Raw genomic sequence first — 16,090 nt, 5'->3', positions numbered from 1 at the left:
ATTGCGAAATGCCGGAAATGCATCCATCGGTCACGGTCTACGGCGCAAGCTACAGCGTCTACGTTCGGATCGCGCGCATCGCACTCCATGAAAAGGGAGTGCCTTACGATCTCGTGCCGGTGGACGTGTTTTCAGGCGAGGGCGTGCCGCCCGAGCATCTTGCGCGCCACCCCTTCGGCCGTATTCCCGCCTTCGAGCACGACGGGTTCGCCCTCTACGAAACAGGCGCGATAACCCGCTACGTGGATGAGGCATTTTCCGGACCGCCGCTGCAACCGAGCGCTCTTCGTGATCGCGCGCGCATGAACCAGATCGTCGCGATGCTGGACAATTATGCCTATCTGCCGATGGTATGGGATGTCTACGTGCAGCGGATGGAAGCATCCGGGGCCGACGCGGTAGACGAAGCGCGCATTGCCGGCGGCCTTGAAAAGGCACGCCTCTTCCTGGGGGCGCTTTCGAACTTGCTGGGAGCCGAAAACTGGCTCTCCGGGCCGGAGCCGTCATTGGCTGATTTTCATGCCGCTCCGATGTTCGGCCTGTTTGCGCAAGCGCCGGAGGGCGCCGCGCTCATTCGCGAATTCCCGTCCATTCAGGCATGGTGGGAGCGGATCAGGGCCCGCCCCTCCGTTCTTGCGGCGAGCGAGTAAACCGCTCAGTTCTTCCCGATGCGCTCCTGCGCCTTCATCGCCGCGATCTCGCGGAAGGCGTCGGTCAGCACGTCGACGGATTGCGCGCCCATCACGGCATATTTGTTGTCGATGATGAAGCAGGGCACACCCGTCACGCCCATGTCGCGGGCCATGCCGATCTCCTCCTTGACGGAATCGACGTCCGCGCCGGCGGAGAAGAGGGCGGAGACGACAGCGCGGTCCATGCCCGATGCTTCCGCGATGTCGAGCAGCACGGCGCGGTCGCCGACATTGCGGCCTTCCTCGAAATAGGCCTTGAAGAGGGCGAGGGCGACGCGGTTCTGGACCTCCGGGCCCTCGATCATCGCCCAGCGCAGCAGGCGGTGCGCGTCGAGCGTGTTGGGACTGATCTTGACGGCCGGGAAGTCGAACTCGATGCCGTCTTCTTCGCCCAGTCCCGCCAGCATTTCATGCGCGCGGTTGACGGCGTCGGTGCCGCCGAGCTTTTCGGCGAGATGCTGCTTGTGGTCGACGCCTTCCGGCGGCATGTCGGGATTGAGCTGGTAGGGCCGGAACGTCACCGCGACGGCAAGCTCGTCCTTCACGGTGTCGATCGCCTTGTCGAGCCGCTTCTTGCCCAGATAGCACCAGGGGCAGACGACGTCCGAGACGACATCGATCGTAATGGCTTCCATCCGGTTTTCCTTTCGAGATGCCGGGACATTCCGGACAGGACGCCGAGATAGGCCGGCGTGCTGCGGCTTTCAACAGGTTACCTCGAGGTAACCCGAGTTCTGGGGATAACCCCTTTACTGCGCCCGCTCGTCCCACCATGTCGGGAACTGGAAACCGTAGAGCGGAACCGCCTGCGGCCGGGCGATATGCTTCGAATGCGCGACCCACTGTTCGCCGAGATGGTAGAGCGGCACGACATAGTAGCCCGAAAGGAGCATCCTGTCGTGCAGGCGCACGGCCGAGCGGAAATCCTCCGCCGTGCGTGCGGTCAGGATGGCATCGAGGATGCGGTCGACGTCGGGATCGGCGAGGCCGGCGAAGTTCGAGCTGCCGGGCCGGTCGCGCATAGTCGAGCTCCAGTAGCTGATCTGGTCCCGCCCCGGCGAGAGCGAGGAGGGGAACGCCTTGACGATGACGTCATAGTCGAAGGTCTGCGTCCGGCTCTGGTACTGCGAATCGTCCACCGTGCGGATCGTCGCCTTCACACCGAGCGCGGTAAGGAAGCGCTGATAGGCGAGCGCCAGCTTCTCCTGGTCCGCGTTCTGCGTCATGATCTCGAAGGTCAGCGGCTTGCCCGCGCCATCGACCATCTGCCCGCCCTTGATGGCGTAGCCGGCCTTCTCGAAGGAATCCATCGCCTGGCGCAGCACCTTGCGGTCGCGGCCCGACGCATCGGTCGTGGGCAGCAGATGCGTGCCGTCGAGAATATCCGCGTCGATGCGCGACAACGCGGGGCCTGCGATCTCGCGCTCACGCGCATCGGCCGCAACTCCCATCGAGCTCAGCTCGGAATTCTGCCAGTAGCTCTGCGTGCGCTTGTAGGCGTTCTCGAAGAGGCTGCGGTTCACCCATTCGAAATCGAAGGCCAGTGTCAGCCCCTTGCGCAGGTCGCGGTTCTGGAAGAGCGGCCGGCGGGTGTTGAAGACGAAGCCGAACATGCCCGAGGGCGTCTTCGGCTTGATGGCATCCTTGACGACCGCGCCGGAGAGGGCGGCCGGGAAATCGTAGCCGCGCGTCCACTTCGTCGGGTTACCCTCCTGGTAAAGGTCGATCTCGCCCTTCTTGAACGCCTCGAAAAGCGAGTTGTCCTGCAGGAAATACTCGACGGAGATCTCGTCATAATTGTCGAAGCCGACTTTCGAGGGAAGATCCTTTGCCCAATAGTTCGGGTCGCGGGCATAGACGATCTTCTCGCCGGGCTTGACCTCCTTCACCTTGTAGGGGCCGGAGCCGAGCGGGAAGGCGAGGGACGTGCGGTCGAACGTCTCGACGTCGATGGCGTGCTTCGGCAGGATCGGCGAATAGCCGGCGATCAGCAGGGGCGTCTCGCGGTCGGCCTTGTCGTTGAAGGTGAAGCGCACGCCGCGCTCGCCGACCTTTTCGACTTTCTCGACCCCGTCGAGTCGGAGGCTGAAGGGCGTGCGACCCTTGTCGCGCAGCAACTCGAAACTGAAGATGACGTCTTCCGGCGTGATCGGCACGCCGTCGGCCCAGCGCGCCCTGGGATTGAGGTTGAACTGGATGAAGGTGCGGTCGTCGTCCCATTCCGCCGTTTCGGCGATGAGGCCGTACATGGTGAAGGCCTCGTCACGCGAGCGCTGCATCAGTGATTCGTAGACGAGATTGCCGAATTCCGGATCCCACATGCCGCGCGCGGTGGTGCGCATGCTCTTCAGGATGAAGGGATTGAGATTGTCGAACGTGCCGACCACGCCATAGGCGATGCGCCCGCCCTTCTTCACATCCGGATTGACATAGCCGAAGTGCTTGTAGTCGGGCGGCAGGGCCGGATCACCGTGCATGGCGATGCCGTGCACCGGGGCTGCGTGGCCCAGCGTGGCCGGCAGGCCGAACAGGCAGGCGGCGAAGGCCATCAGAAAGGGACGCAAGCGTATCTCCTCGTCGGTCCGGATGATTCTCGTGCATTATAGCCGCCAGAAACAGGACGGCACCGTGACGAGGCGGAAATAGAAGCAACGCGGGATTTTCGCAAGGAAAGGCTGGATATCCGGCGCGGCCCATTGTAACAGGTTACGCCGAAGCGGGTCATGCAAATGCCTCATTTCGCCGACAGGAGAGCGCACGGCTGACCAAATGCCCGAGAGGGGCTTGCGGAGGGGCGCTGTCGCTCCGGCACCGATTTTCAGGAGACCGAACTCGTCATGATCTTCACATCGAATCTCATCAAGCGGACCGTGCTTTCCGCCTTTGCCGCCTCGGTCGCACTCGCGGCGGCTCCGTCGGCATCGCTCGCGCAGCAGGCTGCTCCGCCGAAGGGCTGGTTCAAGGTCTGCACCAAGCAGGAAGACAACGACGTCTGCATCGTGCAGAACCTTCTGACCGCCACCAGCGGCCAGCTTATCACCGCTGTCGGCCTCATCACCGTCACCGGCAAGGCCAACCGCAAGATCATGCAGGTCTCGGTTCCGAGCGCCCGCCTCATCCCCGTCGGCGTGCAGATGCAGATCGACGGCGGCAAGGCCCAGAAGCTCGACTACGCCATCTGCATGCCCGACAAGTGCGTGGCCGAAGTGCCGCTCACCGACCAGGTCCTCGCTAGCCTCAAGAAGGGTGGCGAACTGGTTCTGACCTCGGTCAATTTCCAGCGCGCGCCGAACCCGATCAAGATCTCGCTCGAAGGCTTCACCGGCGTCTTCGACGGCGAGCCGATCGAACAGTCGCAGCTCGAAGAGCGCCAGCGCCTGCTGCAGGAAGAAATGCAGAAGAAGGCCGAGGAAGCCCGCAAGAAGCTCGAAGACGCCCAGAAGGCCGCCAAGAGCCAGTAAGCGGCCCTATTGCCAGATACGAAAAACCCGGCCATCGGCCGGGTTTTTTATTGCCTGCCATCGGGGTCCGCCGGTCAGTGGAAGAGGCTGCTCTGCTCCTTCCAGCGGTAATGGCCCTTGTCTACATCCATCAGCGCGCGGACCTGCGGGTGGCGGATCGGCTGGCCGCTGTCGTCGGCGACAAGGTTCTGTTCGGAGACATAGGCGACATATTCCGTGTCGTCGTTCTCCGCGAAGAGGTGGTAGAAGGGCTGATCCTTCGAAGGCCGTATCTCGGCCGGAATGGAATTCCACCATTCTTCGGTATTGGCGAATTCGGGATCGACGTCGAAGATCACGCCGCGGAACGGGAAGACCCGGTGGCGGACCACGTCGCCGATGGCAAATTTTGCGTCACGCATCTTCATGGCGTACCTACCTTTCCACTTATATTTGGGTAATTTCGCTGAAACATCAATAGTTCCGCCACCGGGTGCCTTCCCCCTCGGCGCTTGCACCTCCGGCGGTTTCGGCGTACCTCGGGAAAAGATGTTTCAGGCGGATCGGGCGGCATGAACAACCAGTGGGGCAGGAGCGGCAACGGAACGACGGCAGGCGGCGGCTCCGGGGCGGGCGGCATCCTGTTCGCCTCCGTGGTCAGCCTGGCGCTGGGCGCGGCAGCCGGCTACGGCGGCCTGCGGATGATGAGCGGCGCCGTTCCGGCCAGCGAGATCGAGCAGCGGGACCAGCGCATCGCCGAGCTTGCAAGCGAGCTCGACGCCCGCACCGCGCAGGTCGAGGACGGCAGCCAGCGGTCTCAAGCCTTCGCCGACGAGAACCGCACCCTCAAGCAGCAGATGGAGGCCCTTCGCAACGGCATAGGGATCTCCGACGACGCTACCGTTGCGGAAAATGCGCGGCTGACGCAGGAAGTCATCCCGGAACTGAAGCGCGATCTGCAACGCGCCTCCCGGCGCGCCGTGGATGCGGAAGCCTCGAAGACGAAGGCCGAGAACGCCCTGCAGGAGCGCGAGCGCCAACTCTCCCTTAGCGCCGACCAGATCGCGCGGCTGGAAAAGGCCCTGGACCAGGCCCGTGGCGCGCAGGCGGGCGCGCAGAGCGCCGAGGCGAACCGTCTCGCGGCAGAGGCCGCCACGCTGCGCAGGCAGCTCGAGGACGCGCAGCGCGCCGAAGAGACCATGCGGGCGAAGGACCTGCCTGCATTGCGCAAGGAGATCGCTGACAGGGATCGGGAGATTGCCGATCTCAAGGCCAGCAACGGGACGCTCACGGCACGGATCGGCGCGCTGGAGGCGGCAGCGCGTTCAGTGCAGCAGAAGGGTCCCGGGAATGTCGGAGACGGTCCGGCGCGCGACAATGCGAAGCCGGCCGATAGCCGAAATCCGCGCGATGCGTCGCTCGTGGCCGATGCGATGCGCGATGCGCCCGGTCTCGATCGTCTCACCGGCACCCAGCGCGACCAGCTTGAACGCACGCTGGTTTCCGGCGAGTGCGTCACCAATTCGCTCGGCGGCGTCTTCAAGCGTGTGCCGGTGCTGACGCTTCGCAACCTGATGCGCGATCTCGACAGCGACTGCTAGTTCCATGGCGGCCTTGCCGCCGGCCTGTATTTCCGCGATTCCTGATGCAAAGCCGCCGCGCTTATTCCGGAATTGCCCAAGGGAGGGATTTCGATGAAGCGATCTGTTCTTGCGGCCGCACTCGGCCTTGCACTTTCCATCGGCACGGCATCGGCCGAGGGAATCGAGCGCAACATCATGACCGGCGGCCCGCAGGGCACCTATATCAAGATCGGCCACGACATCGCCGCGCTCGGCGCCGAATGCGGCCTGAAGCTGAACGTGGTCGAAAGCGCCGGCTCGCTGGAAAACTTCGTCGGCGTGCGCAACCGTCGCAACACCCAGTTCGGCATCGTGCAGAGCGACGTGCTCGAATATCTGAAGACCTTCGAGGCGAACGACCCGGAGGTGCAGAAGGCGGTGAAGGGCGTGCGCATCATGTTCCCGCTCTACAACGAGGAGATCCATGTCCTCGCCCGCAAGGACATTGCCGGCATGAAGGACCTCGCCGGCAAGAAGATCGCCGTCGGCAAGAAGGACAGCGGCACCTTCCTGACGGCGACGCTGATCATGGACATCCTGCAGGTAAAGCCCGGCGAGCGCATCGACATCAACCCGGACGATGCGCTGCCCAAGCTGCTCTCCGGCGAGATCGATGCCTTCTTCTACGTCGCGGGCGCGCCCGCCGCGCTCTTTGCCGGCAATACGATCGACAAGGCGAAATTCCACCTTCTGCCGATCACCGAGGCGCCGCTGCTCGCCACCTACACACCCTCTCGGATCGAGGCCGGCACCTATTCGTTCCAGGACCAGCCGGTCGATCTCGTCGCGGTGAAGGCCGTGATGATGACCTATGACTACGACGTCAAGCGCAACGCCTATCACCGCGACAGCTGCAAGACGGTCTCGGATTTCTCCAGCCTCATCCTCACCGGGCTCGACAAGCTGAAGGCGACCGGCCATCCGAAATGGAAGACGGTGGACCTCACCGCCCTGCCGCCCGGCTGGCAGGTGGGCGTTTGCGTCAAGGCCGGCATGGCGATCAACTACAAGCCCTCCTGCAAGGCCCCGGCCGAAAAGGCGGGGAGCGGCGCGGATGACTCGAACGAGGAATATCTGAATCTCCTCAAGCAGCGGCTGCAGCAGTAACGCTACGAGAGGGTGTTCCTGTCGCTGGCCGGCGTCTGGCCTGAATCCTCGAGTCGAGCCCGAGAATCCAGCGACACCCGCGACCTGACCGGCATGCTACCCTGCCGGCAACAAAAAACCCGGCCGATGGCCGGGTTTCCCATATGGAGCACCTCCCGCCCGAAGGCGGGAGGGAATGCCGCCGGTCAGGCGGAGTAGTACATGTCGAACTCGACCGGGTGCGGGGTCATTTCGAAGCGCATGACTTCCGCCATCTTCAGTTCGATGTAGGAATCGATCTGGTCGTCGTCGAACACGCCGCCGGCGGTCAGGAACTTGCGGTCCTTGTCGAGGTTTTCGAGGGCCTCGCGCAGCGAGCCGCAGACGGTCGGGATCTTCTTCAGCTCCTTCGGCGGCAGGTCGTAGAGGTCCTTGTCCATGGCCTTGCCGGGATGGATCTTGTTCTTGATGCCGTCGAGGCCGGCCATCAGCATGGCGGCGAAGCCGAGATAGGGGTTGCCGAGCGGGTCGGGGAAGCGGATTTCGACGCGCTTGGACTTCGGACCCGTGCCGAACGGAATGCGGCAGGAAGCCGAACGGTTGCGGGCCGAATAGGCGAGCAGGACCGGCGCTTCATAGCCCGGGACGAGACGCTTGTAGGAGTTCGTCGTCGGGTTGGTGAAGGCGTTGATGGCCTTGGCATGCTTGATGATGCCGCCGATGAAGTAGAGGCAGCTCTCGGAAAGGCCGGCATATTCGTCGCCGGCGAAGGTCGGCTTCGAGTCCTTCCAGATCGACAGGTGGACGTGCATGCCCGAGCCGTTGTCGCCGAAGATCGGCTTCGGCATGAAGGTTGCCGTCTTGCCATAGGCATTGGCGACCTGATGCACGGCGTATTTGTAGATCTGCACCTTGTCGGCGCTGCGAACCAGCGTGTCGAACTTGACGCCGAGCTCGTGCTGGGCGGCGGCCACTTCATGGTGCTGCTTTTCGACGGTGACGCCCATTTCGGTGAGGACCGTCAGCATCTCGGAGCGCATGTCCTGGCAGCTGTCGACCGGCGGGACCGGCAGGTAGCCGCCCTTGACGCGCGGACGATGGCCGAGATTGCCGGTTTCGTAGGCGGTGTCGTCGTTGGAGGGCAGTTCCGAGCTGTCGAGCTTGAAGCCGGTATTGTACGGGTCGGCCTTGTACTTGACGTCGTCGAAGACGAAGAATTCCGGCTCCGGGCCGGCATAGACGGTGTCGCCGATGCCCGAGGCCTTGAGGAAGGCTTCGGCCTTCTTGGCGGTGCCGCGCGGGTCGCGGTTATAGGCTTCGCCCGAGACCGGCTCGAGGATGTCGCAGAAGATGACCATGGTGGACTGCGCGAAGAACGGGTCCATATGGGCGGTGGCCGGATCGGGCATCATCACCATGTCGGACTCGTTGATGGCCTTCCAGCCGCCGATCGAGGAGCCGTCGAACATGACGCCGTCGGCGAACATGTCCTCATCGACGCAGCTGACGTCCATCGTGATGTGGTGCAGCTTGCCACGGGGGTCCGTGTAGCGCAGGTCGACGAACTTTACGTCGTTTTCCTTGATTTGCTTGAGGATGTCATTGGCAGTCGTCATGTGTTGGTTCCTGTGTGAGATGACGAGATGGAAAGCCTTGGCCGGAAGGCGAGGCGGGATCAGATGGCGTCGATGCCGGTTTCGCCGGTACGGATGCGGATGACTTCTTCGACGTTGGAGACAAAGATCTTGCCGTCGCCGATGCGGCCGGTCTGGGCCGCGTTGCGGATCGCCTCGATCACGGCTTCCGCATTCTCGTCCGCCAGGACGACCTCGACCTTAACCTTGGGCAGGAAGTCGACGACATACTCGGCGCCACGGTAGAGTTCCGTATGGCCCTTCTGGCGTCCAAAACCCTTCGCCTCGGTGACGGTGATGCCCTGGAGGCCGACTTCCTGGAGGGCCTCCTTCACCTCATCGAGTTTGAAGGGCTTGATGATCGCTTCGATCTTTTTCATGAGAAGATGTCTCTCCGCTTCTCCCGTTTGCGCAGCAGGACGGCGCCCGCTGCTCACTCCGAATGCATGTAGCATGCCAAGTCGAAGCAGGATGCATGCCAGACCGGAGGAAATCCGTTTCTTTCACCATCCCGCTCGTCCTCACGCGGCGATGATGCGGCTTTCCGGGCAAAAGGGCTAGGGGTTCCTGCCTAAAAATTGTCTCTTTGCTTTCCGGATGGCCGAAGGAGGCGGAGTGCCGGGCAACGCTGCCTCAGAAAGCTGCAAATTTGAGCATATCGAATATGCAGATGCATAAAATTCAGGCTTTTGGCGAAGATGGCCGACGACCTTGCCCCGGCGGCGTTTTTGCGGGCATGGTGGGGCATGCACCAGGAAATAGACACCTTGATCGTCACGCCCGGGGACATGGACCGCATCGATGCCGCCGCCGCGGCATCGGGCCTTGCGAGCTACGGCCTGATGGAGCGGGCCGGGCAGGCGGTCGCGGCGGCGGCGCTGCGGCGCTTTCCCGAAGCGCACCGCTTCGTCGTGCTCTGCGGCCCCGGCAACAATGGCGGCGATGGATATGTCGCCGCGCGGGCGCTAGAGGCGGCCGGCGCGGAGGTCGCCGTCCACGCCCTCGGCGATACGGCCGCGCTCAGGGGCGACGCGGCCATTGCCTTGCGGCATTTCGGCGCCGCACCGATGCCGCTTGCGGAATATGGGCCGCGCACGGGCGACGTGATCGTCGATGCGTTGTTCGGCGCTGGCCTGTCGCGCGACCTGCCGGACGAGGCCGTGCAGGTCGTCGAGGCCGTGCGCCGGCATGCGCTGCCGGTCCTTGCTGTGGACCTGCCGTCCGGTATCGACGGGCGGACGGGAGAGGTGAGGGGCGCGGCCTTCGAGGCTGTCGCGACCGTCACCTTCATGTGCCGCAAGCCGGGCCACCTGCTCCTGCCCGGCAGGACATTTGCCGGCGACGTGGAGGTTTTCGACATCGGCATTCCCGGCCGCATCCTTGCCGGCCATGCCGGCCATGTCCGGGTGAACACACCTTATGTCTGGCGGCTTGCCGAACCGCAGCAGACCGGCGCAACGCACAAATATGTCCGCGGCCATCTCGCCGTCTTCTCCGGCCCTGCCATCGCCACCGGCGCGGCGCGGCTTTCCGCGGCGGCCGGCCTTCGCGCCGGGGCCGGCCTCGTCACCGTGCTTTCTCCCACGGACGCGCTTCCCGCCAATGCCGCCCATCTGACTGGCGTGATGCTGAAAGGCGTGGACGGGGAGGCCGACCTCGCCGCCCTGCTCGAAGACGAGCGCCTCAAAACCTTCGTGCTCGGCCCCGGCTTCGGAGACGCCGGGAGGGCGAGAGCCTATGTCGGCCTGATCGCCGCAAAGGGCCGCCGCCTCGTGCTCGATGCCGACGGTATCAGCGCCTTTCGCGATACGCCGGACGCACTCTTCGGGCTTTTCGCCGGCGGTGACACGCGGCTGGTGCTGACGCCGCATGACGGGGAATTCGCACGGCTCTTCCCCGACCTTGCCGGCGACGGGACGCTTTCCAAGATCGATCGCGCGCAGAAGGCGGCCGCCAGAAGCCATGCGGCCGTGATCCTCAAGGGCGCCGATACGGTGATCGCCGCGCCCGACGGCCGCGCGCTCGTCAACGAGAATGCACCGCCCTGGCTCGCCACCGCCGGCTCGGGCGATGTGCTGGCGGGCATCGTCGGCGCGCATCTGACCCAAGGCATGCCCGCCTTCGAAGCCGCGGCCAGCGCCGTCTGGCGCCACGGCGAGGCCGGAAACATCGCGGGCGAGGGGCTGACGGCGGAGGATCTTCCAGAGGCCATCCCGCCCTGGCCCGCGGCGTGAGCGTTTCGCTTCCGTCGAGAAGACTCGAACTTTTCCTCAACCGGTCCGCTTCTTCAGTTCGCGCGCGCCGTTCGGGGCGTTGACCTTGCCGGAGGTAATGAAGAAGGCGAAGACGTCGCGGGCCTTGCCGGCGGGGCTCGTCTCGGGGTCGACCTTCGGCAGGTCGGACGGCTCGCCGCCGCTGGCCCAGTCCTTGAGCCGTCCCGCCCATTCGTCCAGCGCCTTTGCGGGATAGCAGGTCTCGATGTCGTCCGACCCGCGCTGCAGGCGGGCATAGACGAAATCCGCCGTCACGTCGGCGATTTCGGGATAGTCCTCATGCTGCGCATAGACGATCGCCATATTGTGCTTGCGGGCAAGCGCGGCGAATTCCGGCACCTTGAAGCTGTCATGGCGCACTTCGAGCGCGTGTTTCAGCTTGAGCCCGTCCAGTCTTTCCGGCAGCAGCTTCAGGAACCCCTCGAAATCCTCGGGCTCGAATTTCTTCGTCGGCGGGAATTGCCAGAGAATCGGACCGAGATGGTCGCCGAGTTCGGCAATCCCCTGCGTCAGGAATTTCTTGACGGATTCGCCGCCGTCGGCGAGGACCTTGCGGTTCGTCGTGAAGCGGCTCGCCTTGAGCGAGAAGATGAAACCGTCCGGCACTTCCGAGGCCCATTTGGCGAAGGTCTCCGGCTTCTGCGAGCCGTAATAGGTGCCGTTCACCTCGATGGCCGACAATTCGCGACTGGCGAATTCGAGCTGCCGCTTCTTCGGCAGCTTTTCGGGATAGAAGGTTCCCTCCCACGGTTCGAAGGTCCAGCCGCCGATGCCGGTTCTTATGGTGCCGGATGTGCTCATGGTCTCCTCCCGTGTGATTATTCTGCCGCCACCCGCTTCATCGGCCGACGCTCCAGCAACTCTTTCAAGAAGTGGCCGGTATAGGAACGCTCGACCTTGACCACATCCTCGGGCGTGCCTTCCGCGATCACCTCACCGCCACCGTCGCCGCCCTCGGGGCCGAAGTCGATGATCCAGTCGGCGGTCTTGATGACCTCCAGATTGTGCTCGATGACGACGACCGAATTGCCCTGGTTGACCAGCTCGTGCAGCACTTCGAGCAGCTTCGCCACGTCATGGAAATGCAGGCCGGTCGTCGGCTCGTCGAGGATATAGAGCGTGCGGCCGGTCGAGCGCTTGGACAGTTCCTTGGCGAGCTTGACGCGCTGCGCCTCGCCGCCCGACAGGGTGTTCGCCTGCTGGCCGACCTTGATATAGCCGAGGCCGACCTGGTTCAGCGTCGTGAGCTTGTCGCGCACGGCGGGAACGGCGGCGAAGAACTCGACGCCCTCCTCGACGGTCATGTCCAGCACGTCGGCGATCGACTTGCCCTTGAAGGTGACGTCGAGGGTCTCGCGGTTGTAGCGCTTGCCGTGGCAGACGTCGCAGGTGACGTAGACGTCGGGCAGGAAGTGCATCTCGATCTTGATGACGCCGTCGCCCTGGCAGGCTTCGCAGCGCCCGCCCTTGACGTTGAAGGAGAAGCGACCCGGCTGGTAGCCGCGTGCCTTGGCCTCCGGCAGGCCGGCGAACCAGTCGCGGATCGGCGTGAAAGCGCCGGTATAGGTCGCCGGGTTCGAGCGCGGCGTGCGGCCGATGGGCGACTGGTCGATATCGATGACCTTGTCGATATATTCGAAGCCGTCGATGCGCTCGTGCTCGGCCGGGATCTCGCGCGCGCCCATGACGCGGCGGGCGGCGGACTTGTAGAGCGTCTCGATCAGGAAGGTCGACTTGCCGCCGCCGGAAACGCCCGTGACGGCCGTGAAGACGCCGAGCGGGATCGAGGCCGTAACATTCTTCAGATTGTTAGCCTTCGCCCCGACGACCTTGATTTCCTTTTTCTTCTTCGGCTTGCGCCGCTCGGCGGGAACCGCCACGGAAAGCTCGCCGGAGAGATATTTGCCGGTGAGCGAGGCTGGATTGGCGATAACCTCGTCGGGCGTGCCTTGCGCGATCACCTCGCCGCCGTGGATGCCGGCGGCGGGGCCGATATCGACCACATAGTCCGCCGTCAGGATCGCGTCCTCGTCGTGCTCGACGACGATCACCGTGTTGCCGATGTCGCGAAGGTGCCGCAGCGTTTCGAGGAGGCGCGCATTGTCGCGCTGGTGGAGGCCGATGGATGGCTCGTCCAGCACGTAGAGCACGCCCGTCAGGCCGGAGCCGATCTGCGAGGCGAGGCGAATGCGCTGGCTTTCGCCGCCCGACAGCGTGCCGGAATTGCGCGAGAGCGAGAGATATTCGAGGCCGACGTCGTTGAGGAAGCGCAGGCGCTCGCGAATCTCCTTGAGGATGCGCACGGCGATCTCGTTTTGCTTGGCGTTGAGATGCTCCGGCAGGGCCTCGAACCAGTCGCGCGCCACGCGGATCGACATTTCCGTCGTCTCGCCGATATGCAGCTTGTTGATCTTCACCGCCAGCGCCTCGGGCTTCAGGCGATAGCCGTTGCAGGCCGGGCAGGGGGCGGCGGACATGTAGCGCTCGATCTCCTCGCGCGACCAGGCCGAATCCGTTTCTTTCCAGCGGCGCTCCAGGTTCGGCACGATGCCCTCGAAGGTCTTCACCGTCTTGTAGGAGCGCGCGCCGTCCTTGTAGTTGAACTCGATCTTCTCCCTGGTGCCGTTGAGGATGGCGCTCTGCGCCTCCTGCGACAGCTCCGACCAGCGGTTGGAAAGCTTGAAGCCGTATGCCGCGCCGAGCGCTTCCAGCGTCTGGTTGTAATAGGGCGAGGAGGACTTGGCCCAGGGCGCGATGGCGCCGTCGCGCAGCGTGCGCTCGCTTTCCGGCACGATCAGGTCCGGGTCGATCTTTTGCTGGCTGCCGAGGCCGTCGCAGGTCGGGCAGGCGCCGAAGGGGTTGTTGAACGAGAAGAGCCGCGGCTCGATTTCCGGGATGGTGAAGTCGGAGACCGGGCAGGCGAATTTTTCCGAGAACAGCACGCGCTCATGCGTCTCGTTCAGCGACTTGTTGGCCGAGCCGCCGGCCGCCGTTTCCTCGACCGGCAGCGGCTTGTCGGCGAATTCGGCGATGGCAAGGCCCTCGGCGAGCTTGAGGCAGGTTTCGAGACTGTCCGCGAGGCGCGAGGCGAGGTCCGGGCGCACGACGACGCGGTCGACCACCACGTCGATATCGTGCTTGTACTTCTTGTCGAGCGCGGGAACGTCGGCGATCTCGTAGAACTGGCCGTCCACTTTGACGCGCTGAAAACCCTTCTTCATCAGCTCGGCGAGTTCCTTCTTGTACTCGCCCTTGCGGCCGCGCACGACGGGCGCGAGGATATAGAGGCGCGTGCCTTCGCCGAATTCCAGCACGCGGTCGACCATCTGGCTGACCGTCTGGCTCTCGATCGGCAGGCCCGTCGCCGGCGAATAGGGAACGCCGACGCGTGCGAAGAGCAGGCGCATGTAGTCGTAGATCTCGGTGACCGTGCCGACGGTCGAGCGCGGGTTCTTCGAGGTCGTCTTCTGCTCGATGGAGATGGCGGGCGACAGGCCGTCGATCTGGTCGACGTCCGGCTTCTGCATCATCTCCAGGAACTGGCGTGCGTAAGCCGAAAGGCTCTCGACGTAACGGCGCTGGCCCTCGGCATAGATCGTGTCGAAGGCGAGCGACGATTTGCCCGAACCCGAAAGACCGGTCATCACGATCAGCTTGTTGCGGGGCAGATCGAGGTCGATGCCCTTGAGATTGTGTTCGCGTGCGCCGCGAATGGAAATTGTCTTGAGTTCGCTCATGGTATCCAGCGTCAGAAGGTCGTTGCGCATTGCAGAAGGGGTCGGCCCCTATGTAGGCATTGGTTGGAGCCTGTCCATGCGCGGTCAGAAGATTCCGTGCCCGTTTCCGATTCGGTTGACAAGAGTGTAGGGAATTATTAGAACAAAAAAAGAACGAATTTTCGCAATTGATCTGTGGATTATCGCTTGCACGGGGCGGCGCTGGCGCGCTGCAGCCGATAAGATGCCGCATTCGTGTAGTGATAATGATGCCGGCGCCTTTCGTCCGGCGCGACAACGGGAAGTACGGGCATGGCTGGTAGCGTCAACAAGGTGATCTTGATCGGGAATGTCGGGGCTGACCCGGAAATCCGCCGGACGCAGGACGGTCGGCCGATCGCCAACCTGCGCATCGCCACCTCCGAGACCTGGCGCGACCGCAACAGCGGCGAACGCCGCGAGAAGACGGAATGGCACAATGTCGTCGTCTTCAACGAAGGCCTGTGCAAGGTCGTCGAGCAATATGTGAAGAAGGGCGCCAAGCTCTATATCGAGGGCGCGCTGCAGACCCGCAAGTGGCAGGACCAGACCGGCAACGATCGTTATTCGACGGAGATCGTGCTGCAGGGCTTCAACTCCACGCTGACCATGCTCGACGGTCGCGGCGAGGGCGGCGGCGAGCGCCGCGGCGGCGGTGATTTCGGTGGCAGCAGCAATTACGGCGGCGGCGCGCCGAGCTATGACGACTACGGTTCGCGCCCGGCCTCTGGCGGTGGTGGCAGCGGCAGCCGCTCGGGTGGCGGCGGCTCCATGGCCCGCGACATGGATGACGACATTCCGTTCTGAGAACGAGAACAACGAAAGGCCGGCCTGAGCGCCGGCCTTTTTCTTTGAAGAAGGCTTTGGGAACGGCGGCGGCCCGCTATCGCGAGCGGTACACTCGACCTTCGGGCCGCGTCAGCCGATGAATACCGATTTCACCCCATCCACCACGAACTGCACCGCCAGCGCGGCGAGGATCACGCCGAGCAGGCGTGTCAGGATCGCGCGGCCGGTATTGCCGAGGAAGCGGTCGATGCGCTCGGCGATGACCAGCGAGAGGAAGAGGACGACGAGGCAGAGCGCGAGGACGCCGATGAGGGCGGTGCGCTCCAGGACGGAGGGGAATGAACCGGAGAGGAGGATCGTTGCGGAGATCGCGCCGGGACCGGCGATGAGGGGCAGGGCGAGCGGGAAGACCGCGATATTGTGGATGTGATCGCGGGTGATCGCCACTTCGCTGGTTTTTTCCTTCCGCTCGTTGCGGCGCTCGAAGATCATCTCGAAGGCGATCCAGAACAGCAGCAGGCCGCCGGCGATGCGGAAGGCGCCGATGGAGATGCCGAGCAGCGAGAGCACGCCGGCGCCCGTCAGGGCGAAGACGGCGAGGATGCAGAAGGCGATCAGCGAGCCGCGCAGCGCCACCTGCTTGCGCTGCGGTCGCGTCATGCCGACAGTGAGCCCCAGGAAGATCGGCGCAAGGCCCGGCGGGTCGAGGGTCACGAGCAGCGTCGTGACGGCATTGACCAGAAGATCGATGTTCAGCATTGCGGCGTTCCCCTCGCCTTGAACGGCCGTTTCGACGGCC

Annotated in this window: 14 protein-coding genes; 6 read left to right on the top strand and 8 right to left on the bottom strand. The window is 64.1% G+C overall.

Features of this window, described 5'->3' with window-relative positions; all coding sequences use genetic code 11:
* The first annotated feature begins 8 nt into the window (after positions 1–8).
* Positions 9–650: a glutathione S-transferase family protein gene (locus tag DSD28_RS10710; RefSeq protein WP_245424802.1), complete on the top strand. Its 642-nt coding sequence runs from the start codon at positions 9–11 to the stop codon at positions 648–650.
* Between the two features lie 5 nt (positions 651–655).
* Here DSD28_RS10710 and DSD28_RS10705 read toward each other — a convergent pair whose 3' ends face one another.
* Positions 656–1,327: a DsbA family oxidoreductase gene (locus DSD28_RS10705; protein ID WP_119256356.1), complete on the bottom strand. Its 672-nt coding sequence runs from the start codon at positions 1,325–1,327 to the stop codon at positions 656–658.
* A 114-nt stretch (positions 1,328–1,441) separates the two neighbouring features.
* On the bottom strand, positions 1,442–3,241 hold the full coding sequence (locus tag DSD28_RS10700; RefSeq protein ID WP_119256355.1) for an extracellular solute-binding protein: 1,800 nt from the start codon (positions 3,239–3,241) through the stop codon (positions 1,442–1,444).
* A gap of 288 nt (positions 3,242–3,529) precedes the next feature.
* On the opposite strand from DSD28_RS10700, the gene DSD28_RS10695 reads away from it, so the two are divergent.
* Positions 3,530–4,153, top strand: a complete 624-nt coding sequence (locus DSD28_RS10695) for an invasion associated locus B family protein (protein ID WP_119256354.1) — start codon at positions 3,530–3,532, stop codon at positions 4,151–4,153.
* Between the two features lie 74 nt (positions 4,154–4,227).
* Here DSD28_RS10695 and hspQ read toward each other — a convergent pair whose 3' ends face one another.
* Complete coding sequence (hspQ, locus tag DSD28_RS10690; protein ID WP_119256353.1) at positions 4,228–4,560, bottom strand: heat shock protein HspQ; 333 nt, start codon at positions 4,558–4,560, stop codon at positions 4,228–4,230.
* A gap of 144 nt (positions 4,561–4,704) precedes the next feature.
* Here hspQ and DSD28_RS10685 point away from each other — a divergent pair, with 144 nt between their 5' ends.
* Both DSD28_RS10685 and DSD28_RS10680 read left to right on the top strand, forming a co-directional pair.
* Positions 4,705–5,733 carry a hypothetical protein gene (locus tag DSD28_RS10685; RefSeq protein ID WP_119256352.1) on the top strand — a complete coding sequence of 343 codons (1,029 nt, stop codon included), beginning with the start codon at positions 4,705–4,707 and terminating at the stop codon, positions 5,731–5,733.
* A gap of 93 nt (positions 5,734–5,826) precedes the next feature.
* On the top strand, positions 5,827–6,861 hold the full coding sequence (locus DSD28_RS10680) for a TAXI family TRAP transporter solute-binding subunit (RefSeq protein ID WP_119256351.1): 1,035 nt from the start codon (positions 5,827–5,829) through the stop codon (positions 6,859–6,861).
* A 185-nt stretch (positions 6,862–7,046) separates the two neighbouring features.
* Here the strand turns inward: DSD28_RS10680 and glnA are convergent, their stop codons facing one another.
* Both glnA and DSD28_RS10670 read right to left on the bottom strand, forming a co-directional pair.
* Positions 7,047–8,456, bottom strand: a complete 1,410-nt coding sequence (gene glnA, locus DSD28_RS10675; protein ID WP_119256350.1) for a type I glutamate--ammonia ligase — start codon at positions 8,454–8,456, stop codon at positions 7,047–7,049.
* Between the two features lie 59 nt (positions 8,457–8,515).
* Positions 8,516–8,854 carry a P-II family nitrogen regulator gene (locus DSD28_RS10670; protein WP_011975544.1) on the bottom strand — a complete coding sequence of 113 codons (339 nt, stop codon included), beginning with the start codon at positions 8,852–8,854 and terminating at the stop codon, positions 8,516–8,518.
* Between the two features lie 366 nt (positions 8,855–9,220).
* Here DSD28_RS10670 and DSD28_RS10665 point away from each other — a divergent pair, with 366 nt between their 5' ends.
* Entirely contained in the window at positions 9,221–10,708 is a 1,488-nt protein-coding gene (locus DSD28_RS10665; protein WP_119256409.1) for an NAD(P)H-hydrate dehydratase, read from the top strand.
* Between the two features lie 36 nt (positions 10,709–10,744).
* Here DSD28_RS10665 and DSD28_RS10660 read toward each other — a convergent pair whose 3' ends face one another.
* Both DSD28_RS10660 and uvrA read right to left on the bottom strand, forming a co-directional pair.
* The gene (locus DSD28_RS10660; RefSeq protein ID WP_119256349.1) at positions 10,745–11,548 is read right to left on the bottom strand and encodes a DUF72 domain-containing protein; all 804 of its coding nucleotides are present in this window, start codon (positions 11,546–11,548) and stop codon (positions 10,745–10,747) included.
* 17 nt (positions 11,549–11,565) lie between these two features.
* Complete coding sequence (gene uvrA / locus DSD28_RS10655) at positions 11,566–14,484, bottom strand: excinuclease ABC subunit UvrA (protein WP_119256408.1); 2,919 nt, start codon at positions 14,482–14,484, stop codon at positions 11,566–11,568.
* Between the two features lie 291 nt (positions 14,485–14,775).
* On the opposite strand from uvrA, the gene DSD28_RS10650 reads away from it, so the two are divergent.
* Positions 14,776–15,309, top strand: a complete 534-nt coding sequence (locus tag DSD28_RS10650; protein ID WP_119256348.1) for a single-stranded DNA-binding protein — start codon at positions 14,776–14,778, stop codon at positions 15,307–15,309.
* A 111-nt stretch (positions 15,310–15,420) separates the two neighbouring features.
* Here the strand turns inward: DSD28_RS10650 and DSD28_RS10645 are convergent, their stop codons facing one another.
* A complete protein-coding gene (locus DSD28_RS10645) occupies positions 15,421–16,050 on the bottom strand; it encodes a MarC family protein (protein WP_119256347.1) in 630 nt (209 codons plus the stop codon).
* Between the last annotated feature and the right edge of the window lie 40 nt (positions 16,051–16,090).

This window comes from Shinella zoogloeoides (assembly GCF_003574625.1).
Classification (GTDB): Bacteria; Pseudomonadota; Alphaproteobacteria; order Rhizobiales; family Rhizobiaceae; genus Shinella; species Shinella zoogloeoides_A.
This window is presented reverse-complemented; position numbering and strand designations above follow the sequence as displayed.